The sequence below is a fragment of the Gemmatimonas sp. genome (assembly GCF_021298855.1).
GTDB lineage: Bacteria > Gemmatimonadota > Gemmatimonadetes > Gemmatimonadales > Gemmatimonadaceae > Gemmatimonas.
Genome location: NZ_JAJTHI010000052.1, coordinates 14,507 through 38,266, shown reverse-complemented (window position 1 = coordinate 38,266; position 23,760 = coordinate 14,507). Strand labels below are relative to the sequence as shown.

Sequence of the window (23,760 nt, the reverse complement as noted above, 5' to 3'; positions counted from 1 at the left end):
CCTGCTCCTCGCCCCCGGGTCAGGTCACAGGCGTCGTCCGGATCACACCGGGAAGATCCCCGTACTCAGGTACCGGTCGCCGCGGTCGCACACGATGAACACGATGGTCGCGTCGCGCACCTCCGCCGCCACGCGCAGGGCAATCACGCACGCCCCCGCCGCCGATGGTCCGCAGAAGATCCCCTCCTCCGCCGCGAGCCGTCGCGCCATGGCCTCCGCATCGGCCTGCGAAACCAGTTCGAGCCGGTCCACGCCCGATGGGTCGTAGATGCCTGGCTGGTAGGCCGGCGACCACTTGCGAATGCCGGGGATCTGCGACCCCTCACTCGGCTGGGCCCCCACGATGACCACGTCCGGGTTCTGCTCGCGCAGGTACCGTCCGGTGCCCATGATCGTGCCGGTCGTGCCCATGGCGCTCACGAAGTGCGTGATGCGCCCCGCGGTGTCGCGCCAGATCTCGGGACCCGTGGTTTCGTAGTGCGCGCGCGGATTGTCGGGGTTGCCGAACTGATCGAGCACCTTCCCCTCCCCGTTCGCCTGCATCCGCATGGCCACGTCACGCGCGTGCTCCATGCCGCCGGCCGCAGCAGGGGTGAGAATGAGCTCCGCCCCGTAGGCCGTCATGGACGCCCGTCGCTCGGCGCTCAGGTTGTCGGGCATGATGAGCGTCATGCGATAGCCGGTCATGGCCGCGATCATGGCCATGGCAATCCCGGTGTTGCCGCTCGTTGCCTCGATCAGCCGGTCGCCGGGGCGAATGTCCCCGCGCTCCTCGGCGCGACGAAACATCGACAGCACGGGCCGGTCCTTCACCGATCCGCCCGGGTTGTTCCCCTCGAGTTTGCCCAGCACGGTGACCCCGCGCTCGGCCAGCATGGACGCGGCAAGACGCTGCAGCCGCACGAGTGGCGTATTGCCAATGGTACGGTCGATGGTGCGGTCGATCATGGCATCGCGCACAGCGGGCGATGCGGATTGGTCGGGCAGCCGATGGTCATGACGAATACTATGCGACGCCATGGCGGCCCGTGCAGTAGAATAGGACGCTGGCTCTGCGTGTTCTGCGTCCCTACTCCCGAGGATCGTTCGCCATGGCAGGAACTCTCCGTCGCCCGTTCACCTCCGCGGCCACGCGGGGGCTGTGCACCGTCGTGCTTGCCGCCCAGGCCGTACAGGCGCAGGTGCCACCGAAGGCGCCGGCCGGTCCCGCTCGCTCCACGGGGTCGGATGTACGTGCGCGCACCCGGGTCGAGGCGGCCGCGCCGCGCCGCGGGAGTGTGGCGGCCATGCGTGTCCCCGAGGCCGATCAGCTGCTTCCCTGGTCGCAGCAGATCGCCGTACGCGAGCAGTGGCTCACCAAGCGGCATGAGATGCTGCTCCCCATGATGCGCCGCCATGGCATTGGCATGTGGATCGTGGTGAACGAGGAGTTCCACGACGACCCGCTGGCACAGTACGTGGCGCCGCCGCGCCCGTACACCGGCAATCGTGACTTCTTCGTCTTCATCGACGCCGGCACCGAGGGGCTCAGGAAGTATGCCATCACCGGCTATACCGAGGAGAATCTCGCCCGCTTCTTCGACGCGCCCTTCACGGAGCCGCGTCCTCCTGCCGCGACGTTGCGCGACCTGTATGCCCGGTACCAGCCGAAGACCGTCGGGTTGGGCATTCGCGGCACGCGCGGCCAGACGCGCTCGCTGGGCTACGACAGCTATCGCTTCCTGGCGGAAACGCTGGGGCCCGAGGCCGAGAAGACGTTCATGAGCGCCGGCGAACTCACCCAGGAGTACCTCGACACGCGCCTCCCCGAGGAGATGGAGCACTACCGCACCGCGGTCGCCGTCACGGAGGCCATTGTGAAGCGGGCCCTGTCGAACGAGGTGATCGTGCCGGGCAAGACCACGGTGGGCGACGTGCGCCGCGCACTCTTCGACATGCTCTGGGCCGCCGGGGTGCGTACCTGGTTCCAGCCCGACCTGCGCGTGCAGCGCGCCAGCGGTGACGTGGCCACCTCACGCGGCTTCCTCGCGGTGGCCCCCGAGGGCACGGTCATCGAACGTGGCGACGTGGTGCACATCGACTTCGGCATCAGCTACATGGGCTTCGATACCGACTGGCAGAAGATGGCGTATGTCCTCAAGCCGGGCGAGAAGGCGGTGCCGGCCGGCCTCCGGCAGGCCATGGCGAACTCCAACACGCTGCAGGACGCCCTCATGAAGCGGCACGCACGGCCGGGGCGCACGGGCGGTGCGGTCTTCAACGCCACCATGGCCGAGATGAAGGAGCGCGGCATCGAGGCCATGATTTATTCGCACCCCATTGGGGCGCAGGGGCACGGCCTGGGCGCGTCCATCGACTTCCGCAGTGCGCTGCGCAGCGACACCACGGCGCAGAACTCGCGCCTGCGCCCCGGGTCGTACATCAGCATCGAACTCAATACCGCCACTCCCATTCCCGAGTGGGGCGGCAAGAAGCTGTTCGTGATGTTCGAGGACGATGCGCATCTCACCGACGAAGGGTTCGTGTTCTTCCGTCCGCGGCAGGAGCAGTTTTACCTCATTCGCTGATGCCGCGGTACCTCGACCTGAGCCACGCCATCGCCCACGGCACCGTCTACTACAAGGGGCTGCCGGCGCCGGTGATCTGCGACTTCCTCAGTCGCGAGGCGTCGCGCGCCTTCTACGACGAGGGCACCGAGTTTCACATCGGCAAGGTGGAACTGGTGGGCAACACCGGCACCTACATCGACTGCCCGTTCCACCGCTACGCGGACGGGCGCGACACGGCGGCGATGCCCCTTGAACGGTTCGTGGATGTGCCGGCGCTGGTGGTCAGGGCAACCACGGACCATGGCCGGCGCGGGCGGGCCATTGGGGCCGAGTGGTTTGCCGCGCTGAATGTGCGCGGGAAGGCGGTGCTGGTGCACACCGGGTGGGATGTGCACTGGCAGACCGACCAGTACTTCGAGGGGCATCCGTATCTCACCGCCGATGCCGCCACGTGGTTGCGCGATGCCGGGGCCGTGCTGGTGGGCATCGATGCCACCAACATCGACTGCACCGACGGCGGCGCCCGCCCCGTGCACTCCATCCTGCTCCGCGAGGAGATCCTCATCGCGGAGCACCTCACCGGGCTCGATCAGCTGCCCAGCGGCCCGTTCAGCTTCAGTGCCGTGCCGCCCAAGCTCGTGGGCATTGGTACCTTCCCGGTGCGGGCGTACGCCACGTTGCCGTAGCGCACGGCCACCGGTCAGGGAATGGGCGTGGCGAAGAAGCTGGTCGGGCGCCACGCGGGGCGCTTCGCCCGATTGGCCACACGCAGCGCCAGATCGGCGTACATCTCGTTGAAGCCGGCCGCCGCCGCGAAGTCCACCGGCTGCGTGATGTCGTCGCTCAGCTTGTGGTAGTGATCACGCACCCACGCCTGCCATGTCTTCTCCTCGGGCGTTCCCGTGCGATACCCCACCTTGAACGCCAGCGCCGGGATGCCGCGCCGGATGAAGCTGTACTGGTCGCTGCGCACGAAGCGGTTCTGCTCCGGCTCCGGGTCGGGGAGCACCTCGAGGCCGCGGGCCTTCGTGACCGCATCGAGGTCGTCGGCCAGGTCCGACTCTTCGTAGCCGTACGCAAACACGCCCGTGAGCGGAATGAGAGGCAGGAACATGTCGGTATTGAGGTTGGCCACCACCATGCCGTTGCGCAGCGACGGATGGGCGGCAAAGTAGCGCGACCCCAGCAGCCCTCTCTCCTCGGCGGTCACCCCCACGAACGCCAGCGTGCGCTTGTTGCCCCCGCGCTTCGCCACCAGCCTCGCCGTTTCGATGAGCGTGGCGGCACCCGACGCATTGTCCATGGCGCCGTTGAAGATGCTGTCGCCGGTCAGCACCGGCCCCTTGAAGGTGCCGGTGTGATCGGTGTGCGCCGTGTACACCACGATCTCGTTGCGCAGCGTGGCGTCGGTCCCCGGCAGCACGCCCACCACATTGGGTGACGACAGCGTACGCCGCACCGTGGGGAGCGTGGCACGCAGGGTCACATTGAGCGCGGCCGTGGGCAGCTTGTCGCCGCGCCGCACCAGGGCCACGATGCTGTCCCACACGAGCGCCGTGCCGACAAAGAGGCGGCTCGCCAGTGCCGGATTGGCCGTGGCGTTGAGACGCTGCCCGCGCGTGTCGTCGAGCATGGTGTCGGCCAGCGCCACCGCCACTCCGCCGGCACCGCCCGCGTCGTTCCACACCCCGCCCGCACCAATGGCAATGATCCCCACGGCGCCGGCCTGCTGCATGGCGGTCCACCGCGATCGCGTGCCGTGCGCCTGCAGCGCCGCCGAGAGTCCCTTCGGCACGGCGTTCACGTGCACGACGATCTTCCCCTTCACATCGAGGCCGGCGAGGTCGTCCACCCCCGCCTGCGGCAGCGACAGGCCGTAGCCCGCGAACACCAGCGGCGCTTCGATGTCGCCTGTGGATGGGCGCGGCGCCAGGCGCAGGTCACGCCCAACCGCCAGCGGTACCCAGCTGCCTGTGGCCGGGCGCATGGCCAGCGTCACGCGCTCGGCGTCGAGCTTCACTTCCACGAACTCCACGCGCTGCAACCAGCCGTCGGTACCACCAGGCTTGAGTCCGGCGGCTTCGAACTGGCGCGCGATGTAGCGCACCGCGCTCTCGTGACCGGGGGAGCCGGTGTCACGCCCCTTGAGCGAGTCGTGCGCCAGCACCTGCACGTGTCGCCACCATGCTTCGGCCGCTGAGCCGGCCGGCGGCGCTTGCGCAGGCCGTGCGGCCGCGGCCTGTGACGCGAGCGGTGCCGGGGCCAGTGCCCCGGCACTCACCAGCAGGGTGACGACGATGTGACGTGAGCGATGCAGCAGGCGCATGGAAGTGTTCCTCCTGAGAGATGCCACGGGTGCCGTTTGGTTACGGCGTGGCGGCCTTGGCGGCGTCGAGGTGCGCCCGGACGCGCTTGCGGAACCGCTCGGCGATCTGCCGACCCAGCTCGGTTTCCCTGGCCACCCACTCGGCATTGCGGAAGGCCAGCGGGTTGCCCACGTGCTGGCGGTACTGCTCGAGCCACGGCTCGATTCGCGTGAAGAGCAGCAGCCCCTCACCACTGCTTTCCATGAGAAACTCGCCGTGCATCACGCCGTGGCGGGCCATGGAATACGTCATTTCCCAGTAGGTGGCGCACTGACGGAAGGCCGCGTTGAGCGGATGATCGGGCTTCGTCACCGCCAGCACATCGTCCCAACTCGCGGGGAGGAACCTGCTCACCAGCGCGGCGCGCGACTCGCGCATGACCGCTTCGCGGCGGAGGTCATACAGCTTGAGCGCCAGGTCGGCGTCGTGATGGTCGGCGTAGTCCTTGAGCGGCACGGAGCAGGGGTCAGGTAGGAGGGAGGAGGAGTTCACGAAACTGCACCACGTTGCCTTCGGGGTCGCAGGCGTTGCAGGCACGGAAGCGCCGCGCGCTGAACTCGCGCTCGCGGGGGAACACGTACCCGCCCAGCGGCGGCGCCATCTCGCGCGCGGCGGCCAGGCTGGGCACCACGAAGAACGGCTTGATGGCCGTGTCTTCCCGCGGGGCGGGCGCCGTTCCCTCGGGGACCGGCGGCAGAACGTGCGGCGGAACCTGGTGGATGACGAGTTCCGTACGATCCGAGGCGATGACGCGCAGCCCCGTCTCGACATGCACCGGCGACATGAGTAGCAGCACCTCGTAGAACCGCGCCACGCGGTCTACGTTGGCCGCGAAGATGACCGCCCCACTGTTCATCGTGCCTCCCCTGGCGTGAGCGAACCCGCAGGCTCACCGCAAGCTACCCGCCGGGGGGAGCGGAGGCCACATTCAGTAGTTGAACTGCGCCTGGATGCGGAGCAGGCGGCCGCGCTGCTCCCAGCGCGGGCGCAGCTTGTCTTCGAAGCGGCGGTTGCCCTGGTACCACTCGGTCACCAGCTCGAACTTCGGATTCGGCTGCCACTCCACGCCGAACTCCACGTCGTTCACCGTGTGGCTGCGTGCATCGCGCTCGTGCTTCTTTCCGCCGTCGTACACCTGGTATCGCACGAACGGGAAGAAGACCTGCGTGCCACGCTTCAACTGGTAGGTGGCCGTCACGAACCCGCCGCGCAGCGACCGGGTCTCGATGCTGTCGCGCGCCGGATTGTATTCCGGCCCCCGCCCCACGTTGTACTCCGCAAGCAGGCCGAACGGACGTGGCGTGAGGTTGAGTTGCACGAGGGCACGCTCGTCGGCGTAGGTCCAGTCGCTCCGTCCCTTCACGCCCGCACTCCGCTGCTCGGCCGTCACGGTATACTGCCCCCGGTAGCCGGCAACACCCGGCTCCACCAGCTGATTGCCGATCCTGAACGGATACGACAGGCGGGCCACCAGCGTCTGGTTGTTGTTTGCGTCGGCACGATTGGCCGTCTGCCCGTTGAACGCGCCCACGGTGAAGACGCCGTAGTCCCCGCTCCCCTTGCCGGTGCCAGTGGCCAGCTCGGCGTACCGCGCACGGGCGACCTTGGGAGCCCACATGAAGAACAGCCCCAGATCCCGCTCGTTGGCGTGCGCACTGTTGGTCGCGTCGGCACGGTCGAGCGGGAGCCGGTTCGAGCTGCTCTGCATGTTCTCGTAGCTGTAGGGCACCTTGCTCTGCCCCACGCGAAACCGGAATGCGTTGTCCGGGTCGACGCCAAGGTCCACGTACCAGTCCCGCAGCTGCGCCACGTTGCCGGTGGTCCCCACCGCACTGGCGAAATCCGGCTGCAGGTAAATGAACACCTGCGGGTGAATCTGCCCCTGCACGATGAGTCGTGCGCGACGAATGAAGAAACCGCCCAGGTCTCCCCAGCTGCGGTCACACTGCTCGCACTGAAACTGCGGGTTGCTTTCGAGCAGGCGGTTGTACCGGATCTGCCCGTAGCCCCGAATGCGGAAGGACTCGTACCACGGCACCGGCTTCTGGGCAGGGGCCGCGGTGGGCGCCGGAGACGGGGCCCCCTGTGCGGCGAGACGCGGCGGCGTGAGCAGCGCGACGGCCGACAGCAGGAGCGACAGCCTTGCGAACGTGATATGGCGAAACGCCTGAGACAGCGGCATGTAAAGACTCGGGAACGCGTCGGTAACGATGCGGACCGCGCAGTCTACTCTGTCCGTTACATGTCACAGCCGGCCGTGACATGACGGTTACAGTCGTTACAGAGGGGTTACCGCAGTGCGGCAACCCCTCTGATGGTTTTCGGTGTACGTACGGGGCAGGGCGCTAGTAGCGCCAGCTCAGCGTGTCGGCACCGCGCGGCGCCCGGGCGCGCATGCGCTCGAGGATGCGCGGGATGTACATCTGGTGGTACCGCAGCCTGGAATACGCGTTGCTGCGCGTGGGATCGCCGTTCCAGCAGTGCTCGGCGCGATCCCCGTACGTGATCTCTCCGGTCCACTTGGGGGTCGTGGTGCCCTTGAGGAAGTCCTCCACGAGGTACACGGCGTTGTTGAGGTAGTAGTTGTCCATGTCGCCCACGTAGATGTTCAGCTTGTCGAACACCTTGGGGCCCAGCGTCGCCCAGTCCCGGCGCAGGATGTACGAGAGGTCGTAGTTGTCTCGCCAGTAGCGCGCAACCTCCTTGTCGATCACCCCGGTCTTCTTGTCCCAGATGGGCTTGGGATAGCCGTCGGGGCCCATGGGCGAGTAGGTGGCCTGCCAGATGTCCCACTGGTCGCCGCTGCGTCCCTTGCTGCCCAGCGCCGCTTCGCGACGGTTGGTCTCTTCCATGGTGGTCTGCACCTGCCCCAGGTAGTTGCGGTGCGCCGGGCGGGGCGTGCGCTTCCATTGGCTGTCGAGGAAGAACGCGTTCGTTTCCTCGTACAGGTTGAACACCGTATTGGCGCGGAAGTCGATCGGATCGGGGCAGGCGATGTACGCGCCGTTGAACTCGTCGGGATAGAACATCTGCACGGCCATGGCTTCCCAGCCACCGGTCGAGCCGCCGTAGGTGATGCGGGCCCACCCCTGCCCCAGCCCACGGAACCGTCGCTCCACCTCGGGGATGAGTTCGTACATGATGGCGTCGCCCCACGGCCCCTGCGACGCGGAGTTCACGGCGTACGAGTCGTCGTAGTACGGCGTGGCGTGGCGCACCTCCATGAGCAGCACGCGCGGGAAGGTCGCGCTCGTCCAGTCCTTGTAGAACTGATGATTGAGCTCCTGCTGGATGCGGTTGTAGCCGGCGAGGTTGAAGCGCGCCGAGAAGTCGGGCTTGAGGTTCGGGTCGGGGGGCGTCTCGCGGAAGCCTTCGAACGTGTACGGGAAGTGCCCGTGGTACACCACCAGCGGATAGCGCGCGTTCGGGTGCTCGTCGAAGCCCGCCGGCAGCAGCACATTCGCGCCGATGAACATGTCGCGTCCCCAGAACTTCGAGAGCCGCTCACTGCGAATGGTGATGTGCTTGATCCACTTCGTATCCTTCGGTGCGGCAATGGGTGCGATCTCGTTGTCGAGTGAGACCGTGGGGAGCAGGCGTTGGCGCGCGTCGAGCGTGACCCAGCGCGGCGTGCTGTACAGGTTGCCCGGCTTGCGCGCCCACTGCTGTCCTTCGCCCTTGTCAGGGGGCAGCTTCACCGTGTGCCCCGTGCTCAGTCGGAACGTTTCGTAGCGATTGAGCACCGCCTGCACCCAGTAGCGTCCGCGGGGCAGGTCGCGCAGCGACGCCAGCGGATAGGCGTCGGCGTTGTCGGTCACGGTGCGGGTACTGCCGGGAGTCCACCCTTCCACGTCGGTGCCGAACACGAGCTGCGATTCCGGCCCGTCGCTGATCTGGAAGCGCGGCTCCCGCGTGCTGTCGGTGGAAACGAGCAGCAACAGTCGCCCGTCGAGGGGTGCGGTGGCCTTGGCCGTGGGCAACGCCACGCGAACCTGCACGGCGGGCGCGGGGCGAGCGGGCTGGGCATGCAGCGGTACGGCGACCGCGGTGGCCACGGTGGCCGTAGCAAGCAGGAGCAGCGTGAGGGAAAGACGCATGGGCAATCCGGGGAAAGGGACTGCCGAAAGGTACGGCCGGGGCGACCATCGGAGGACGGAGCTCGGACGAATGCCCGAAATCGGCGCCCGGAAACGGCGTTCGGAGGTCGGACGTACCCGCCGCCCGCTCTCCGACTTCCGACTTCCGAACGCCGTTTCCGGCATCGGATCTCCGGCATCCATCCGACCTCCGACATCCGACCCCCGACCTCCGACATCCGACATCCGACCAATCCGACCAATCCGACCGATCCGATTACCGCCGGGTCGTGAGTCCCTGCGCCAGCGCCCCCAGCGCGATGCCGGCAATGGCCCATCCCAGCTCCCAGCTGCCGGCACCGAGCCCGGCGATGGCTGGACCGGGGCAGACTCCACACAGTCCCCAGCCGATCCCGAAGATGGCGGCACCGGCCACGGTCGGGCGATCGAGCACGGCGGTGCGCCGTGCAAACGCGCCACCCAGCAACGGGCGCGTGAGCAATCGCGGCGCCAGCTGATACGCTACCATGGCGACGAGCACGCCACCGCCCATCACGAGCATGAGCCCGAGATCGGTGAAGCGCAGAAAGCCGAGCACGATCTCGGGGCGAATCATCGTGGAGAGTGCGAGGCCGAACCCGAACAGCACGCCGGCGGTGAGCGCGGCCGCCTGTACCGCGCGCGGCGTCGCATTGGCAATCGGAGCGCCGTCGCGCGTCACGGTGGGAATGATGGTGGAAGCCATCCTCACGCCCCGCCCAGCCGGGCCACGACGTTGGCCGTGAGGAAGGCCGTCGCCATGAAGGTGAGCACCGCCACCAGTGAGGGGCGCGAGAGCGAGGCGAGCCCGCAAATGCCGTGTCCCGACGTGCACCCCTGCGACAGCCGAGCGCCGTAGCCCACGAGCAGTCCGCCCACGAAGAGCTGCCAGGTGGGAATGCTCACCGCCACGCGGGTACTCTGCCCCGACCACAGAAACCAGAGCAGCGCGCCCAGCACGAGCCCCAGGGCGTACGCGAGACGCCAGCCACGGCTGGCCACGAGAGGGCGCTGCTGAAAGAACGGGTGCGGCACGAGATACGACCACGTGGAGGAGTACACCGAGCTCATGCCACCAATGAGGCCCGTGAGCACGAACAGCAGCGCCACGCCGCTGCCAATGAGCAGCCCCCCCGCCAGATACTGCGCCCAGCCAAACGGGAACAGTCCGGCCCCGAACCACGCCGTCGTCATGGCCGCCTCCGCGCGGGGCCCACACCGGCGGGACGTACGGTGAACGATTGCGGACGCCACGTGAGCGCATCACTCTCCACCCCCAGTTTGGGACTCACCACCTCCACGCGCGCCGCGTCGACCACGATGAGCACCACACCGTGCGTCCGGTCGGGGTAGAAGGCGGTCCACGCGTCATCCCAGTGCGCATCCTGCGTGGCGCGATCGCGCACCACGCGGGCTGTGCCGGTCACGGCCACGTAGCTCTGCGTGGCCGGGTCGAAGTAGTGGAGGGCCACGGCCCCGCGGTGCTCCACCTCCTTCACCTTGCGGGTGCGCGGGTTGGTGGCGAACCACACCGACCAGGTGGCGTCGGGGTGACGCGGCTGGATGGTGCGCACCTGCGGACGTCCGGCACCGTCCACGGTGGCCAGCGTGGCATATCGGGCCGCCGTCACGATGCGACGGGCAATCGAGTCCAATACCGACGGGGCAAGCGCCGGGGGAGCCGACGTCTGGGCCTGGGCGTGGGCCGGCGCCGACAGGGAGATGCCCGTCAGCAGCAGAGCGCCCAGGGACGTGATGAGAATGGCACGCATGCACCAAAGCTAGCCCCCCGGCACACGCGGCAACGGAACCTCCCGCTGGCTCGTTCACCATGCCGTATGCAGCTCACCCCGCCTCCCCGCCGCTGGACGATCCCGTTGGGGGCCGTGCTGGTGCACCTCGGCATCGGCTCCGTGTATGCCTGGAGCACGCTCAATCGCCCCATCACGGCGGCCATGCCATCACTGCCGTGGTGGGGGAGTCCGCCGTACACCACGTTCACCAGCGCCCTCGTCCTGCTGGGGCTGAGCGCCGCCACGTGGGGCCCCTGGGTCGAACGCCGCGGCGCCCGGATGGCGGCGCGACTGGCGGCTCTCTGCTTCGCCTCCGGCCTTGCGGTGGGAGCCGTCGGGCTGCATCTGCGGCAGCCGCTGTTGCTCTTCCTGGGGCTTGGCATCCTGTGCGGCATTGGCTGCGGCATCGGCTACATCGCCCCCGTGAGTACGCTGGTGCGGTGGTTCCCCGACCGGCGCGGCATGGCCACCGGGTTCGCCATCATGGGCTTTGGCGGCGGGGCGTTCATTGCCGGCCATGCGAACGCGTGGCTCATTGAACGCGTCGGGGTGGCCGACACCCTCCTGGTGCTTGCCGGTGCGTACCTGCTGCTCATGCTGGCCGGCGCGCAGCTGCTGCGCCCCGCCCCCGTACGGGCCGTAGCGGCCAGCGCCCCCACGGCCAACACAGCGCCGGTCGGGCACCCCGGCTACACGCGCCGCGAGGCGCTGCGCACCCCGCAGTTCGCTTTGCTCTGGGGCATGCTCTGCATCAACGTCACGGCGGGCATTGGCATTCTCGCCCAGGCAAGCCCCATGATGCAGGACCTCTTCGGACGCACCCCCGCGCAAGCCGCCGCCGTGGTGGCGATGATCAGCCTCTGCAATGCGGGCGGGCGACTCTTCTGGAGCACCATCTCCGATCGCCTTGGCCGCCGCAATACGTATCTGCTCTTCTTCGGCGCCCAGCTGGGGCTGTTCCTGGTCATCCCGCAATTGGCCCGCGCCGGCGCCTGGTGGCCGTTTCTCGTGTGCCTGCTCACGGTGTTCACCATGTACGGCGGGGGCTTCGCCACCATTCCCGCCTTCCTCGCCGACCTCTTCGGCACAGCCAACGTCGGCGCCATTCATGGCGCACTGCTGACCGCGTGGAGCGTGGCGGCCGTGCTCGGCCCCGTCATCATCACCGAGCTGTCCGAGCGTGCCCGTGCCGCACTCGCGCCCGGCATGTCGCGCGTGGCCATCTATGATCAGCCGCTGCAGCTGCTCGCGGCCCTGCTGGGCGTGGGGCTGCTCCTCACCCTGCTGGTCAGGCCGCTGCGAGCCGCGCGGCGCTGACGCGCCGGCACGGCGCACGGCCGATCCCGACGGTCCCGTTCGCGCTCGAGCGGGGAGCAACGAGCGGCGAGAAATGAGAGATGAGCGCGACGCGCCGTCACAGAGGGCACCGAGGCGGTGGAGGACATGGAGAACCGCAACAGAGCACAGCCGCATTCGGCAGTGCTCCCTGGTCTTCCCTGCACAGCCCACTGCCCGATGGGTTCAGTCACCGCGAGGGCACGCCCGCATGCAGGCTGTTCTCATTATCCTCGACCACCTCGGTGCGCTCCGTGAGGGCGCGGTGACTCCGACCGCGACCCCGACCAAGACCCCGACCCCGCCCGTCAGCGACAGCGACGAGGCGGCGCTACATTCGCCATTCCCCCTCCCGCGAGTGTGTATATGCGTGCAGGCTCCTGGCTCTTCGGTACCCTGCTGTGGCTTGGCGCCGCGTCCGCAGCGGCGGCGCAGTCGGGCAATCCCCGCTTCGGTCGCTGGCTTCTCAAGAGTGACGCCCCGGCGCCCGCCAGCAACATCATGACCTACGAGCCGCACGGCGCGGGCGGCATGCGCGTGACCGTTCAGGCCGTGAACGCCAGGGGCGACACCACGCGCTGGTGGTACACCACCACCTTCGACGGGCGCGCCATGCCGGTCACGGGCAACGCCTCGCAGACCCACGCCGCCGTGCGCGCCCTGTCACCGCTGGTGAACGAGATCGTGAACACGAATAACGGACGCGTCACGCAGCGCCTCACCAACGTGCTCTCGCCCGATCACAATACGATCGGCGTGGTGTACATGCGTGAGGATGCCGAGGGGCGCACGACCGGCGTGACGTTCGCCACCTATCTCCGCATACCCTGACCGGGAGGCGCCCATGCTCATGATGTTCCGCTCGTTGACCACCCACCGGCACGACGCCGTGGCGGTGCTGATCGCCGTGCTCGCCGCGAGTGCCGCCGCCACACCGCTCGCCGCGCAGGAGGCGCCGTACGATCTCGTGCTGCGTGGCGGCACCGTCGTGGACGGGACCGGCGGGGGCATGCGACTCGCCGACGTGGGCATTCGCGGCGACCGCATCGTGCGCGTCGGCAACCTCGCGCGCGCCTCGTCGCGCGAGGTGCTCGATGTGCGCGGGCGCATGATCGCTCCGGGCTTCATCAATGTGCACAGTCACGCCAATCCGCGCGCGCTCGGCACCGCGGCCAACCTGCTCACGCAGGGAGTGACCACCGTGCTGCTCAACGCCGATGGTGGCGGTCCGGTGGATCTGCAGACCCAACTCGCCGGCATCGAGACCGCGGGGACCGCCGTCAACGTGGCGGCGAGCGTGCCGTTCAACAGCATCTGGAGTACGGTGGTGGGGGTCCGCGATGTACGCCCCACCGACGAGCAGATCGGGCGCATGCAGCAACTCGTCACTGCGGGGCTCGAGGCCGGCGGCTTCGGGGTGTCGGCCGGGCTCGATTACAAGCCCGCCTACTTCGCCACCGTCGACGAAGTCAATCGTGTGCTCGCCGTGGCGAAGCCGTGGGGCACCTTCTTCACCAACCACGACCGGCTCACCCCGGAGTCGGGCTTCAGTTCTGTCGCGGGGATGCGGGAGACGATGGCGATCGGCTTCGCGAGCGGCATGGTGCCGGTGTTCACGCACATGAAGCTGCAGGGGCGGGCCCAGGGTGGGGCACGCCGCATGCTCGATAGCATGCAGCAGGAGACGCGGCAGGGACGCTGGGTGTCGGCGGACGTGTACCCCTACCTCTCGGGGCAGACGGCGCTCGCCCAGCTCATCATTCCGGGGTGGGCGCAGGATGGCGGCATCGTCGCCATGCGCGAGCGGTTCCGCGATTCCACGCTGCGTGCCCGCATCATCCGGGAGGCCGACGAAGCCATTGCCGCGCGCTTCACCGGGGCGGCCGGCATCCTGCTGAATGACGATGGCACCACGCTCCAGCAGGTCATGGACCGCGAGCAGATCGCCACCCCGGGCGAGGCCGTCGTGCGCGTGCTCGAGCAGCGCACGCCCAGTGCGATCCTCGGCTTCGGCGCCGAAGCCGATCTCGTCCAGCTCATCGCCGATCCGGACGTCGCCATCGCCTGCGATTGCGATGCGGCACTCCCCGAGAACGTTTCACACCCGCGCGCCTTCGGCACCTTCCCCCGCGTGCTCGGCCGCTACGTGCGCGAACAGCGTGCCCTCAGCTGGAGCGCCGCCATCCGCAAGATGACGTGGCTCCCCGCGTCGCTCATGGGCCTCGACGATCGCGGGCAGGTGGCCGAAGGGATGCGTGCCGATCTGGTGGTGTTCGACAGCGCCACCGTGATCGATCAGGCCACGTACACGAATCCCTCGGCGCCGTCGCGCGGGATCGAGCACGTATTGGTGAACGGCGTGTTCGCCGTGCGGGACGGGGCGGTGACCGGCACGCGGGCCGGACGCACCCTGCGGCGCACCCGCGCGATGGTCAGTCGCCGTCCTCGGTGAACGCTTCGCGCGCGATTTCCCAGCCCATCGTACCGAGCTTCCACTCGGCCGTGTAGCGCCCTTCCTGTTCGTGCGCACGGCCGTTCACGCGCCAGCGCCCGACCCAGTGGCCCACTTCGCGGGCGGTGCCGGTCGCCGTGTCGACCGTCACCTGCTCCGGCGTGCGGACGTAGCCACCGAAGCCCTTGGCCCGCATCTGCGTTTCCCAGGCGTCGATGTTGGCGGGGCGGCCGCGCAGCACCGGCCCACCGGCCACGGCGACTTCGATGTCTTCGCTCATGAAGCTGGCGACGTACTGGGGGTCGAGGGCCGCGATGGCGGCGTTGGACTGCTTGCGCAGGGCACGAATGTCGGCGGCGTGATCTCGCATGCCGCAATATCGCAGGACGGACGCGGGAGAAGAACAGAAAGCGCCGGACCCTGGGGCCCGGCGCTTCCCTGTGCCGTCCGCGGAGGACGTCGGCCCGAGGCCGCGATGGCGCCTGCTGCCATCTGAGTCCGCGTCGGCACCCGCTTGCCGGATGCATGCCTTCCGGCAACGGTGCGTTCCACACGGCGGTGGAATGTTGCAGCGGGTCCATGCGCGCGGTGCGTTCTCGCTTCGCCTCAGCTACTCCGAGGAATCGGGATCGATCCCCGACCCGCCGAAGCATCGTGTTGGCATCGCCCTCACTCTGCGCGATCAACCTGCCATGATCGGCGGACTTGCACCATAGGGGAAACCCGTACGTGGGCGACGCGGAGCAAACGAGGCGCGGAGCACGCGGTCGCCGCGCCTCCCCGCCTCCGCGTCTCCCAAGGTCAGCCGCCCGTCCCGAACTGCCGCGTGAACTTCACGAACAGGCTGCGCTGCTGCGGGCGCACCCAGTCGAAGAAGCCGGTGGCCTCACGCCCGTCGTTGAGCACCACGAACAGCCCGGTACCGGCGGTGTTGAGCCAGCCGAAGCGGACGTTGGCCGACCAGATCTTCTGCTGGTTGTTGTACTGGGTGAGCGTCTGCACGAAGATGCGCGGCGTGAAGAAATAGTTGAGCCGCACCGCCTGCAGGGTGCGCGTGAAGTTGCCTTCGGGCAGGCGCACGTCGTTGTGATCCACCGTCAGCGAGCCCGAGAACGTCGCGCCGCGACGCACGGTGAGCGTGCCGCTGCCGCCGTTGCGCGTCCCCGTCCAGAACTGGCCGAAATCGAAGCGCCCGGTGGCGGTGATGTTCTCGCTGGGGTCAGTGGTGTAGTCGAACCCGAGCGTGCCCCACTGATACTGCCCGGGTTGCAGCACCACCCCCGGCGAAATCTCGAAGGGCACCCGGAGCCCTTCCTGGGAGATGTTCCACTCCGGGCCGAAGCGCGAGCTGTTGGCAAACTCGATTTCCGTCACGTCGATGTGCCAGTAGCCCGTCTGGCGGAAGCCGTCCTCGATGTCATAGAAGCCGCGATAGCTCACGTGCGGATTCCACTGACGGAACCACCCCCACTCGGGCTTGCGCACCAGATACATCGCGGTCGCATCGAAGCTCCGGTACCCCGCCGGACGGCTCATGAAGCCCACCTCGGGATTGAAGTCCTCACCGATCTGCGCCACCCGCGCGTTGGCGTTGAATACATTGGTGGCGAACGCGACGCGCCCACTGTAGGCAAAGTCGTCGCCCGTGCGTCCCGGCGTGGTCGTCTTCGCCGCCCAGAGATCGCTCGTCCACTTCTGCCCCACCCCGAGACGCCCATCCACGGCGAAGGTGCGATTCACATCCCCGGCGTCCTCGGTGGAGAGGCGCTGCACCGCCATGAGGCCGAAGCGCGAACGCGCGCCCACCTCGCGTACGGCGCGTGCCACCGAGAACGACTGCCCCGGCGATCCCTGCTCGGGCGAGTCCGTCACCATCTGCAGCAGCCCCACCGTGGTGCTGCCGACACGTCCCGACAGGCGACCACCTCCCAGGATGGGTTGCGGGGTGCCGTTGTCGGAAATACCGATGCGCCGCGTGAAGAACAGATCCACGGCCTGCGGCGTCCCCGCGGAGAACACGCCCGCATTCTCCAGAAAGAACGGCCGTTTCTCGGGGAAGAAGATGGGGAACCGCGTGAGGTTCACGCGCTGGTCATCCACCTCCACCTGCGCGAAGTCCGTGTTGACCGTGAGGTCGAGCGTGAGCGCCGGTGTCACGCCGTACTTGATTTCGCCACCCACCTCGGTGGGCGTGGTCGTGGACTGCAGATTGCCCGTCCAGCGCTGCTGGCTGGAGGTGAGCACGTACGGCGTGACCGTCTGGATGCGGCGCACCGGGGGCTGCAACTGCGCCAGGTTTCCGGCCAGCGAGAGGCGGTACAGGTTGAACTGCCGCGGAATGAAGGCCCAATAGAGCTCCTCGTTCTTGCGGCGGATCATGCGCGACACGTTGAGCCCCCACGTCTGTTCCCCATTCGCCGACTGATACCGGATGGTCGAGAAGGGAATGCGGAACTCGGCCGTCCATCCCAGCGAGTCGATGGAGGTGGCCACTGTCCAGCTGGCATCCCAGTTCACGTTGAAGCCGCCCATGGCCCCACCCTGCATGCGGTTCTGCCCCGGCACATTCGCGCCCCCGCCTTCGCCTTCGCGAATCACCTGGCCATCGTACTCGATGCCCGCCGGCGTGGTCCCGAACACGAACCCGTTCTGATGGTCGTGATAGGTGTCGAAGATGAAGGCCACGTAATCGCTGTTGGCCAGCGTGACGTCGCGGATCTTCTCACCGGGGATGATCAGCGACGGTTCGCGGTCGTACAGGCGCGCGCCGATGTACAGGTTCTTGCCGTCGCTCGCAAAGCGGACTTCGGTGCGTTCCGACGCCGGCACCCCCTCGTTGAGCTCCCGTTGCACGAACTCGGTGACCGCCGCCCCGCGCTGCCAGACGCCCTCGGTCAGCTTGCCATCGATCTCGGGGGCGTCCCCGTCCACCTTGATGATGTTCACCGTGGGGCGCGGCTTGGCGCGCGCCGCGCGGGCGAACGAGTCGGCCACGGCGGCATCCAGCTTCATGCCGCCCCCTGGCACCGCGGGCTGGGCGGCGAGTTGGGGTGGGGCAAGGCACACGGCAAGCACAAGGCTCGCCGCACGAGCGGCGCGGCGGGGAAACGACGGCATGAGACCCGGAGGCAGGAGGGAGGCGAGGACTCCCCAAATTACGCCCCGCTCCCGCCAACCGTTCGGCGACGACGCCTTCCGGCATGCGGGTGACTGGACAAGCCGCGCCGCACGCTGCCCATTCACCACCATGGCTCTCGACCCGAATTCCCGCCGGCAGTTTCTCGCCTTTCTCGCCGGCAGTCCGCTGCTCGCCGCGGCGGGACTCGATCACGACTGGCTCGCCCGCCTGGCTGGCAACGGCCGCAGCGATGCGCTCCTGCACGCGGCCGATCAGGTGGCGACCGCCGGCACCCACCCGGTGCTTGCCGCACAGCCGCCGCTCATTGCGCGCGCCGCCGATGCCCTCGACGTGTTCGACTTCGAACCCGTCGCGAGGCAGAACATCCCGGTCGCGCATTGGGGCTACCTGATGACCGGCACCGACGACGACGCGACCATCGCCGCCAACCGGGCCGGCTTCGACCGTTGGGTGCTCAGGCCGCGGCGGCTGATCGACGTGAGCAAGGTGGACACCCAGCTGTCCATCTTCGGCTCGCGCTACGCGTCACCCATCGTGGTGAATCCGCTGGGCAGCCAGAAGGGCTTCCACAAGGATGGCGAAGTGGCCACCGCCAAGGCGGCCAAGGCGCGTGATCACCTCATGGTGCTCTCCACCGTCGCTACGACGAGCATCGAAGACACCATCGCGGCCCGCGGCGGTCCGGTGTGGTTCCAGCTGTATCACCAGTCGGATTGGTCCATCACGAAGCAGATGGTGAAGCGGGCGGAACGGGCCGGCGCACCGGCCATCGCGTTCACGGTGGACCTGCTGGGCGGCAGCAATCGCGTCACGATGGTGCGTGAGGCGCGCCGGGATACGCGCGACTGCATCAAGTGCCACCTGGGCGGCCCGCCCCTGCCCGGCGTCAGCGGCCGGGTCGATGATCGCGACAATCGCCGCAAACCCAACCTCGTGGGCTACGAGAAGCTGCCGCCGCAGCTCGAGAAGGGGACGCCCACCTGGGAGTTCGTGGACCGACTCAAGCAGTCCACGGGCATGAAGGTGCTGCTCAAGGGCATCGTCACCGAAGAAGACGCCGCGCTGGCCGTGGAACACGGCGTGGATGGCCTGTTCGTCTCCAACCACGGCGGTCGCGCGGAGAACTCGCGTCGCGCCACCATCGTGTCGCTGCCGGAGGTGGTGAAGGGTACGGCTGGCAAGATCCCCGTGATCTGCGACGGCGGCTTCCGCCGCGGCACCGATGTGTTCAAGGCGCTCGCCCTCGGTGCCACCGCAGCGGGCATTGGGCGCCCGTACATCTGGGGGCTGGGCGCATTCGGCCAGGAAGGGGTCGAAGCGGTGCTCGCGATCATGCACAAGGAGTTCGAGCTTACCATGAAGCAGAGCGGCGTTACCGCATTGTCGCAGATCGCGATGCGCCACATCGCGCCAGCGTGACGGGCGTGCGGGGGCACATGCGGATGGTCACACGGCAGCGCGGCGCCTAGTTGCGCTCCGGCGGCGGTGTCGCCTTCCGCGCCTCCCGCTGCGCGAAGAACGCGCGCACGAGCTGTTCGCGTTGGGGGCTCGCGAGGCAGGCAAGAAACGCCTCGGCCTCCACGGCCGCTCCGGCCGCATAGGGCTGCTCCACCGCCGCGCGCACGCAGGCGAGAATCTGCTCGCGCGCGGGGCGGTAGAGCGCATCGTCGGGCAGCTGCGCCGCCGCGGCGGCCACGGCCGCACGCTGAGCCGCCACGTCGCGCAGGGCCCGACCGTCACGCGCGCGCGGGAGCGGGGCGCCCGCTTCCACGAGCGATCGCGCCCACGTACGGGCGTGCGCGACCGGGTCCTCATGGATCACATCCAGCAGCCCGGCCTGCAACGCGTCGGGGGCCCGGAGCCGCTTGCCGGTCAGCATGAGATCCAGTGCCAGTGCCGCGCCACACAGCCGCGGGGCGCGCTGCGTGCCCCCCGCCCCCGGCAGCAGTCCCAGCAGCACCTCGGGAAACGCCACCTCGACCGTCGGTGCCGCCACGCGGTAGTGCGACGCCAGCGCCACTTCGAACCCGCCGCCCAGTGCGACGCCCTGCATGGCCGCGATGATCGGTTTCTCACACGCGTCAAGGCGGTCGCAGACGGCGTTGAGTTGGGGATCGAGCCGCGGACCGCCGAACTCGCGGATATCGGCCCCACCAATGAAGATGGCGCCCGTGCTGCGCAGGATCATGGCGCGGATTGCCGGGGTTCGATCCACCAGCTCCACCGCATCCACGAGTCCCGTGCGCACGGCGTGACTCAGGGCGTTCACCGGTGGATGGTCGATCGTGACCGTCAGCAGCCCGTCTTCCAGCACCCACCGTAAGGGCGCGTCCTGCAGCGAGGCAGCGTCCGCCATCACCCCTCCGGCACCACGGCGGTCACCTCGATCTCCACCCGCGCGCGCGGCTCCATGAGGGCGCACACCTGCACCGCGCTCATGGCAATGGTGTAGTGCCCGATGAGATCGCGAAAGGCCGCTCCCACGGCGGGGAGCGCCGCCTGATACTCCGCACGGTCCACCACATACCAGGTCATGCGGACGATATGCTGCGGACCCGCCCCGCCGGCGTGCAGCACGTCGACCACATTGCAGAGCGCCTGTCGCGCCTGTTCGGCGAAGTCGTCACTCACGAACTCCTGCCGTGCGTTCCAGCCGATCATGCCGGCCACGAAGATCTGCCGGCCGCTCGCAGCCACGCCGTTCGCGTAGCCGCGCGGTCGCATCCACCCCTCAGGCTGCAGGGCCTGGCTCATGTCGACTGCTCCTGGAAACGCGTGATGGCGGCGCGAAGGTCATCGGGGAAGGGCATCGACCGATGGGTGTCGAGATTGGTGCACACGATCACCTGCCGCGCTTCCACGCGCAGGACGCCGTCGCCATGCACCTCGAAGTGCAGCGTGAGCGACTTCTCGCCCAGCCGTTCCACCTGAAGCGAGATCACGAGCTCGTCGCCCATGCGACTGACCGCGCGAAAGTCGCTCTCCCAGCGCACCGACGGCAGGCCGACGCGACGTGGCCCCAGCAGTTCGGCATAGGAGAGACCGAGTCCCTCCGTCACCCACTGGTCGACGTGATCCTGGAACAGCAGAAACACCTGCGGGAAGAACATGATGCCCGCCGGATCGCAGGCACTGAAGGGCACGCGGAATCGCCGCGCAAACACCGGGCGGCTCATGATGTTTCCTCCAGCGGGAGCGCCTCGCACTGCGGCAGGCGGAACCGCTGCAGCTTGCCGGTCGCGGTACGCGGCAGCTGCGCCACGAAGGCCACCGCGCGCGGGTACTTGTACGGGGCGATGTGTGCCTTCACGAACTCCTGCAGCGCCCGCACGGTGGCGGCCGTACGGGGCACGCCGGGACGCAACACCACCCACGCCTTCACGAGGTTCCCCCGCTCGTCATCCGGCACGCCATATACGCCGCACTCCGCCACCGCGTCGTGCTGCAGCAGGCAGGCCTCCACTTCGGGGCCGGCAATGTTGTAGCCCGACGAAATGATCAGGTCGTCGGTGCGCGCGTGGTAGTGGAAATACCCGTCCTCATCGCGGAAGTACGCATCGCCGGTGTAGTTCCATCCGTCGCGCACGTACGCGCGCTGCCGCTCGTCGTTCAGGTACCGGCATCCGGTGGGCCCCTTCACGCGCAGCTTCCCCACCACACCCGGCGGCACGACGAGCCCCTCGTCATCCACCACCTCGGCGCGGTACCCGGGCACGACCTTCCCCGTGGCTCCCGGGCGAGCGGACGCCTCGTCGGCGCTGATGAAGATGTGCAGCAGCTCGGTGGCCCCGATGCCGTCGATCAGCTCGATGCCCGTGGCGTCACGCCACAGCGTGCGGGTGGCGGCGGGAAGCGCCTCGCCCGCCGACACGCACTTGCGGAGCGGCAGCGCCCGCAGGTCGTGCCCGAGGGCCACGAGGGCGCGGTACGACGTGGGGGCCGTGAACAGAATCGTGGCGCCGAAGTCGCGTATACCCTCGTACAGCTGCGGCGGTGCCACCTTGTCCAGCAACACCGCGCTGGCACCAACCGCCATGGGAAAGAGCACCAGCCCGCCCAGGCCGAAGGTGAAGGCCAGTGGAGGGCTGCCAATGAACACGTCGTCGGCGGTGGGACGCAATACGTGCGGCGGCCAGCACCGGCACACCGCCAGGACGTCCCGATGGAAGTGCATGGTGGCCTTTGGCACACCCGTCGTGCCCGACGTGAAGCCCAGCAGGCAGGTGTCGTCGCTGGCGGTATCGACATTCACGTACGGCAGGTCGTGCGCGGCCATGGCCGGCTCGAGGGCCTCGGCGCCGCCGCCCTGGAAGAAGCGCATCTGGCGCAGCGTGGGTTCCGCCGTGGCCGCCTCGCGCAATTCTTCAGCCAGTGCGCCGTCTCCCAGCGCGTGCGTGGCGCGGCTGATGCGAATGATCGTGGCCAGCTCACCGGCACGCAGCATGGGCATGGTGGTCACGGCAATGCCGCCAGCCTTCATCACGCCAAACCAGCACGCGACCAACATGGGACAGTTGGCGGCCCGCAGCAGGACCCGATTGCCCGGAACCAGTCCCATGTCGCTGGTCAGGACATGGGCGATGCGATCGGCCCGGTCGAGCAGCTCCCGATAACTCCACGTGACGCCCGGCGCCCGCAGACAGACGCGGTCGCCCCATCCGTGCACGTGCACGGCATCATCCAGCAGGGCCGTCGCACAGTTGAGTTGCGGCGGGAATTGCAGCGACGGCAGATCGAAGAGGTACTCCGGCTGCCACTCCCGGGGGGGGAGGGCGTCGCGGGCGAAGGTGTCGAGATGCGCGCTGGGCATGGCGTCAGGGGTGCGCAGTGGTGGGTGAGGGGGGGGCCACGTGTCCCTTGAGCAGTTCGCGGGCAATGATCAGCTGTTGCACTTCACTTGCCCCTTCGTAGATGCGCAGCGCGCGAATCTCCCGGTACAGCCGTTCCACGGGGACCTCGTGCACCACCCCCATTCCGCCCCACAGCTGCACGGCGGCATCGATGACGCGCTGCGCCCCCTCCGTGGCCGCGAACTTGGCCATCGCCGCCTCCTTCGTGACCGCGTGGCCGGCATCGCGCCGCCACGCCGCGCGATAGGTGAGCAACGCCGCGCTGTCGATCGTGAGCGCCATGTCGGCCAGCTTGGCCTGCGTGAGCTGAAAGTCGGCCAGCACGCCGCCGAACATCGGGCGTGTGGTCACACGCGCCATGGCTTCCTGCAGGGCACGACGCGCAAAACCCAGTGCGGCCGCCGCCACCGACGTGCGGAACACATCCAGGGTGCGCATGGCCAATTTGAAGCCGGCCCCACTCTCCCCCAGGCGCTGCGTCGCCGGCACGCGACAGTCGACGAGACGCAGGCGCGCCAACGGGTGCGGGGCGATCACGTCGATGCGCTCGGCGATCTCGAATCCCGGCGCGTCGGCGTCGACGATGAACGCCGAGATGCCGCGCGCACCGGGTGCGTCGCCCGTACGCGCGAACAGCACGTAGAAGTCGGCGATGCCGCCGTTCGAGATCCAGGTCTTCTCCCCGTTCAGCACGTACTGCGCGCCATCCCGCCGGGCCACACACGACAGCGCCGCCACATCCGACCCGGACTCGGGCTCGGACAGCGCGAAGGCGGCAATGGCCTCACCACGCGCGACCCGCGGTAGGTAACGGGCGCGCTGGTCGGCACTGCCCTCGAGGCTGATGGCACCCGAGCCAAGCCCCTGCATGGCAAAGGCGAAATCGGCGAGGCCGTTGTGCCGCGCGAGCGTCTCGCGGAGCAGACAGATCGCGCGGGTGTCGATGACCTCCTCGGCCCCGCCGTGGCCCCGGCCCGCCACGGCATGCGCGAGCCAGCCATGCTCGCCCAGGACGCGCACGAGCGCGCGGCAATCCGCGTCCGCGTCTCCGGAGTGCAGCGACGCCACGTGCTGTGCGGCCCAGTGGTCGAGACGCTCGGCCAGCGCCACGTGCGCCGCGGTGAAGAACGGCCAGGACAGATGCTCGCGGTGCGACACGGC

General features: G+C 68.6%; 22 protein-coding genes. 6 read left to right on the top strand and 16 right to left on the bottom strand.

Annotated elements, in window-relative coordinates:
• Nucleotides 1–42: 42 nt before the first annotated feature.
• Nucleotides 43–948, bottom strand: a complete 906-nt coding sequence (cysM, locus tag LW840_RS14605; protein WP_343213758.1) for a cysteine synthase CysM — start codon at nucleotides 946–948, stop codon at nucleotides 43–45.
• 143 nt (nucleotides 949–1,091) lie between these two features.
• Here cysM and LW840_RS14600 point away from each other — a divergent pair, with 143 nt between their 5' ends.
• Nucleotides 1,092–2,567, top strand: a complete 1,476-nt coding sequence (locus LW840_RS14600; RefSeq protein WP_291261304.1) for a M24 family metallopeptidase — start codon at nucleotides 1,092–1,094, stop codon at nucleotides 2,565–2,567.
• On the top strand, nucleotides 2,567–3,235 hold the full coding sequence (locus LW840_RS14595; RefSeq protein ID WP_291261305.1) for a cyclase family protein: 669 nt from the start codon (nucleotides 2,567–2,569) through the stop codon (nucleotides 3,233–3,235). The genes LW840_RS14600 and LW840_RS14595 overlap by 1 nt, the downstream gene beginning before the upstream one ends.
• 14 nt (nucleotides 3,236–3,249) lie before the next feature.
• Here the strand turns inward: LW840_RS14595 and LW840_RS14590 are convergent, their stop codons facing one another.
• The 8 genes from LW840_RS14590 to LW840_RS14555 all read right to left on the bottom strand — a co-directional run bounded on the left by LW840_RS14590 (nucleotide 3,250) and on the right by LW840_RS14555 (nucleotide 10,802).
• A complete protein-coding gene (locus tag LW840_RS14590; RefSeq protein ID WP_291277237.1) occupies nucleotides 3,250–4,875 on the bottom strand; it encodes a M28 family peptidase in 1,626 nt (541 codons plus the stop codon).
• A gap of 40 nt (nucleotides 4,876–4,915) precedes the next feature.
• Nucleotides 4,916–5,371: a hypothetical protein gene (locus LW840_RS14585; RefSeq protein WP_291277236.1), complete on the bottom strand. Its 456-nt coding sequence runs from the start codon at nucleotides 5,369–5,371 to the stop codon at nucleotides 4,916–4,918.
• A 10-nt stretch (nucleotides 5,372–5,381) separates the two neighbouring features.
• The gene (locus LW840_RS14580; protein WP_291261308.1) at nucleotides 5,382–5,771 is read right to left on the bottom strand and encodes a hypothetical protein; all 390 of its coding nucleotides are present in this window, start codon (nucleotides 5,769–5,771) and stop codon (nucleotides 5,382–5,384) included.
• Between the two features lie 72 nt (nucleotides 5,772–5,843).
• Nucleotides 5,844–7,097 (bottom strand): porin, encoded by a 1,254-nt coding sequence (locus LW840_RS14575; protein ID WP_291277235.1) that lies wholly within the window; start codon nucleotides 7,095–7,097, stop codon nucleotides 5,844–5,846.
• Between the two features lie 163 nt (nucleotides 7,098–7,260).
• A complete protein-coding gene (locus LW840_RS14570) occupies nucleotides 7,261–9,012 on the bottom strand; it encodes a hypothetical protein (protein WP_291267243.1) in 1,752 nt (583 codons plus the stop codon).
• Between the two features lie 256 nt (nucleotides 9,013–9,268).
• On the bottom strand, nucleotides 9,269–9,736 hold the full coding sequence (locus LW840_RS14565) for a DUF6691 family protein (RefSeq protein ID WP_291277234.1): 468 nt from the start codon (nucleotides 9,734–9,736) through the stop codon (nucleotides 9,269–9,271).
• A 2-nt stretch (nucleotides 9,737–9,738) separates the two neighbouring features.
• Entirely contained in the window at nucleotides 9,739–10,224 is a 486-nt protein-coding gene (locus tag LW840_RS14560) for a YeeE/YedE thiosulfate transporter family protein (protein ID WP_291267241.1), read from the bottom strand.
• Nucleotides 10,221–10,802, bottom strand: a complete 582-nt coding sequence (locus tag LW840_RS14555; protein ID WP_291273601.1) for a pyridoxamine 5'-phosphate oxidase family protein — start codon at nucleotides 10,800–10,802, stop codon at nucleotides 10,221–10,223. The genes LW840_RS14560 and LW840_RS14555 overlap by 4 nt, the downstream gene beginning before the upstream one ends.
• Before the next feature lie 66 nt (nucleotides 10,803–10,868).
• Between LW840_RS14555 and LW840_RS14550 the strand changes: the two genes are divergently transcribed.
• The 3 genes from LW840_RS14550 to LW840_RS14540 all read left to right on the top strand — a co-directional run bounded on the left by LW840_RS14550 (nucleotide 10,869) and on the right by LW840_RS14540 (nucleotide 14,610).
• Entirely contained in the window at nucleotides 10,869–12,140 is a 1,272-nt protein-coding gene (locus tag LW840_RS14550; RefSeq protein ID WP_291261314.1) for an OFA family MFS transporter, read from the top strand.
• A 384-nt stretch (nucleotides 12,141–12,524) separates the two neighbouring features.
• Entirely contained in the window at nucleotides 12,525–12,989 is a 465-nt protein-coding gene (locus LW840_RS14545) for a hypothetical protein (RefSeq protein ID WP_291267240.1), read from the top strand.
• Between the two features lie 13 nt (nucleotides 12,990–13,002).
• The gene (locus LW840_RS14540) at nucleotides 13,003–14,610 is read left to right on the top strand and encodes an amidohydrolase family protein (protein ID WP_291261316.1); all 1,608 of its coding nucleotides are present in this window, start codon (nucleotides 13,003–13,005) and stop codon (nucleotides 14,608–14,610) included.
• Here the strand turns inward: LW840_RS14540 and LW840_RS14535 are convergent.
• Together LW840_RS14535 and LW840_RS14530 are read right to left on the bottom strand one after the other, a co-directional pair.
• A complete protein-coding gene (locus LW840_RS14535; RefSeq protein ID WP_291267239.1) occupies nucleotides 14,591–14,980 on the bottom strand; it encodes a nuclear transport factor 2 family protein in 390 nt (129 codons plus the stop codon). The two genes, LW840_RS14540 and LW840_RS14535, sit on opposite strands and share 20 nt — an antisense overlap.
• A 431-nt stretch (nucleotides 14,981–15,411) precedes the next feature.
• Nucleotides 15,412–17,622 carry a DUF5916 domain-containing protein gene (locus tag LW840_RS14530; protein WP_291273600.1) on the bottom strand — a complete coding sequence of 737 codons (2,211 nt, stop codon included), beginning with the start codon at nucleotides 17,620–17,622 and terminating at the stop codon, nucleotides 15,412–15,414.
• A gap of 235 nt (nucleotides 17,623–17,857) precedes the next feature.
• Here LW840_RS14530 and LW840_RS14525 point away from each other — a divergent pair, with 235 nt between their 5' ends.
• Entirely contained in the window at nucleotides 17,858–19,168 is a 1,311-nt protein-coding gene (locus tag LW840_RS14525) for an alpha-hydroxy acid oxidase (protein WP_291277233.1), read from the top strand.
• Between the two features lie 46 nt (nucleotides 19,169–19,214).
• Here the strand turns inward: LW840_RS14525 and LW840_RS14520 are convergent, their stop codons facing one another.
• From LW840_RS14520 to LW840_RS14500, 5 genes are read right to left on the bottom strand one after another with little or no spacing between them, the layout of a single operon-like run.
• Nucleotides 19,215–20,105 carry an enoyl-CoA hydratase/isomerase family protein gene (locus LW840_RS14520; protein ID WP_291277232.1) on the bottom strand — a complete coding sequence of 297 codons (891 nt, stop codon included), beginning with the start codon at nucleotides 20,103–20,105 and terminating at the stop codon, nucleotides 19,215–19,217.
• A complete protein-coding gene (locus LW840_RS14515; RefSeq protein ID WP_291261321.1) occupies nucleotides 20,105–20,503 on the bottom strand; it encodes a RidA family protein in 399 nt (132 codons plus the stop codon). Before LW840_RS14515 ends, LW840_RS14520 begins: the two co-directional genes overlap by 1 nt.
• The gene (locus LW840_RS14510; RefSeq protein ID WP_291267235.1) at nucleotides 20,500–20,925 is read right to left on the bottom strand and encodes a thioesterase family protein; all 426 of its coding nucleotides are present in this window, start codon (nucleotides 20,923–20,925) and stop codon (nucleotides 20,500–20,502) included. The genes LW840_RS14515 and LW840_RS14510 overlap by 4 nt, the downstream gene beginning before the upstream one ends.
• Nucleotides 20,922–22,559: an AMP-binding protein gene (locus tag LW840_RS14505; protein WP_291277231.1), complete on the bottom strand. Its 1,638-nt coding sequence runs from the start codon at nucleotides 22,557–22,559 to the stop codon at nucleotides 20,922–20,924. The genes LW840_RS14510 and LW840_RS14505 overlap by 4 nt, the downstream gene beginning before the upstream one ends.
• Nucleotides 22,560–22,563: 4 nt before the next feature.
• Nucleotides 22,564–23,757, bottom strand: coding sequence for an acyl-CoA dehydrogenase family protein (locus LW840_RS14500; RefSeq protein WP_291273596.1), 1,194 nt, complete (start codon nucleotides 23,755–23,757; stop codon nucleotides 22,564–22,566).
• Nucleotides 23,758–23,760: the final 3 nt, after the last annotated feature.

Coding starts and splice junctions, on each gene's coding strand:
- cysM (WP_343213758.1), bottom strand. CDS start 948: ATGATCGACCGCACCATCGACCGTACCATTGGCAATACGCCACTCGTG.
- LW840_RS14600 (WP_291261304.1), top strand. CDS start 1,092: ATGGCAGGAACTCTCCGTCGCCCGTTCACCTCCGCGGCCACGCGGGGG.
- LW840_RS14595 (WP_291261305.1), top strand. CDS start 2,567: ATGCCGCGGTACCTCGACCTGAGCCACGCCATCGCCCACGGCACCGTC.
- LW840_RS14590 (WP_291277237.1), bottom strand. CDS start 4,875: ATGCGCCTGCTGCATCGCTCACGTCACATCGTCGTCACCCTGCTGGTG.
- LW840_RS14580 (WP_291261308.1), bottom strand. CDS start 5,771: ATGAACAGTGGGGCGGTCATCTTCGCGGCCAACGTAGACCGCGTGGCG.
- LW840_RS14575 (WP_291277235.1), bottom strand. CDS start 7,097: ATGCCGCTGTCTCAGGCGTTTCGCCATATCACGTTCGCAAGGCTGTCG.
- LW840_RS14570 (WP_291267243.1), bottom strand. CDS start 9,012: ATGCGTCTTTCCCTCACGCTGCTCCTGCTTGCTACGGCCACCGTGGCC.
- LW840_RS14565 (WP_291277234.1), bottom strand. CDS start 9,736: ATGGCTTCCACCATCATTCCCACCGTGACGCGCGACGGCGCTCCGATT.
- LW840_RS14560 (WP_291267241.1), bottom strand. CDS start 10,224: ATGACGACGGCGTGGTTCGGGGCCGGACTGTTCCCGTTTGGCTGGGCG.
- LW840_RS14555 (WP_291273601.1), bottom strand. CDS start 10,802: ATGCGTGCCATTCTCATCACGTCCCTGGGCGCTCTGCTGCTGACGGGC.
- LW840_RS14550 (WP_291261314.1), top strand. CDS start 10,869: ATGCAGCTCACCCCGCCTCCCCGCCGCTGGACGATCCCGTTGGGGGCC.
- LW840_RS14545 (WP_291267240.1), top strand. CDS start 12,525: ATGCGTGCAGGCTCCTGGCTCTTCGGTACCCTGCTGTGGCTTGGCGCC.
- LW840_RS14540 (WP_291261316.1), top strand. CDS start 13,003: ATGCTCATGATGTTCCGCTCGTTGACCACCCACCGGCACGACGCCGTG.
- LW840_RS14535 (WP_291267239.1), bottom strand. CDS start 14,980: ATGCGAGATCACGCCGCCGACATTCGTGCCCTGCGCAAGCAGTCCAAC.
- LW840_RS14530 (WP_291273600.1), bottom strand. CDS start 17,622: ATGAAGCTGGATGCCGCCGTGGCCGACTCGTTCGCCCGCGCGGCGCGC.
- LW840_RS14525 (WP_291277233.1), top strand. CDS start 17,858: ATGGCTCTCGACCCGAATTCCCGCCGGCAGTTTCTCGCCTTTCTCGCC.
- LW840_RS14520 (WP_291277232.1), bottom strand. CDS start 20,105: ATGGCGGACGCTGCCTCGCTGCAGGACGCGCCCTTACGGTGGGTGCTG.
- LW840_RS14515 (WP_291261321.1), bottom strand. CDS start 20,503: ATGAGCCAGGCCCTGCAGCCTGAGGGGTGGATGCGACCGCGCGGCTAC.
- LW840_RS14510 (WP_291267235.1), bottom strand. CDS start 20,925: ATGAGCCGCCCGGTGTTTGCGCGGCGATTCCGCGTGCCCTTCAGTGCC.
- LW840_RS14505 (WP_291277231.1), bottom strand. CDS start 22,559: ATGCCCAGCGCGCATCTCGACACCTTCGCCCGCGACGCCCTCCCCCCC.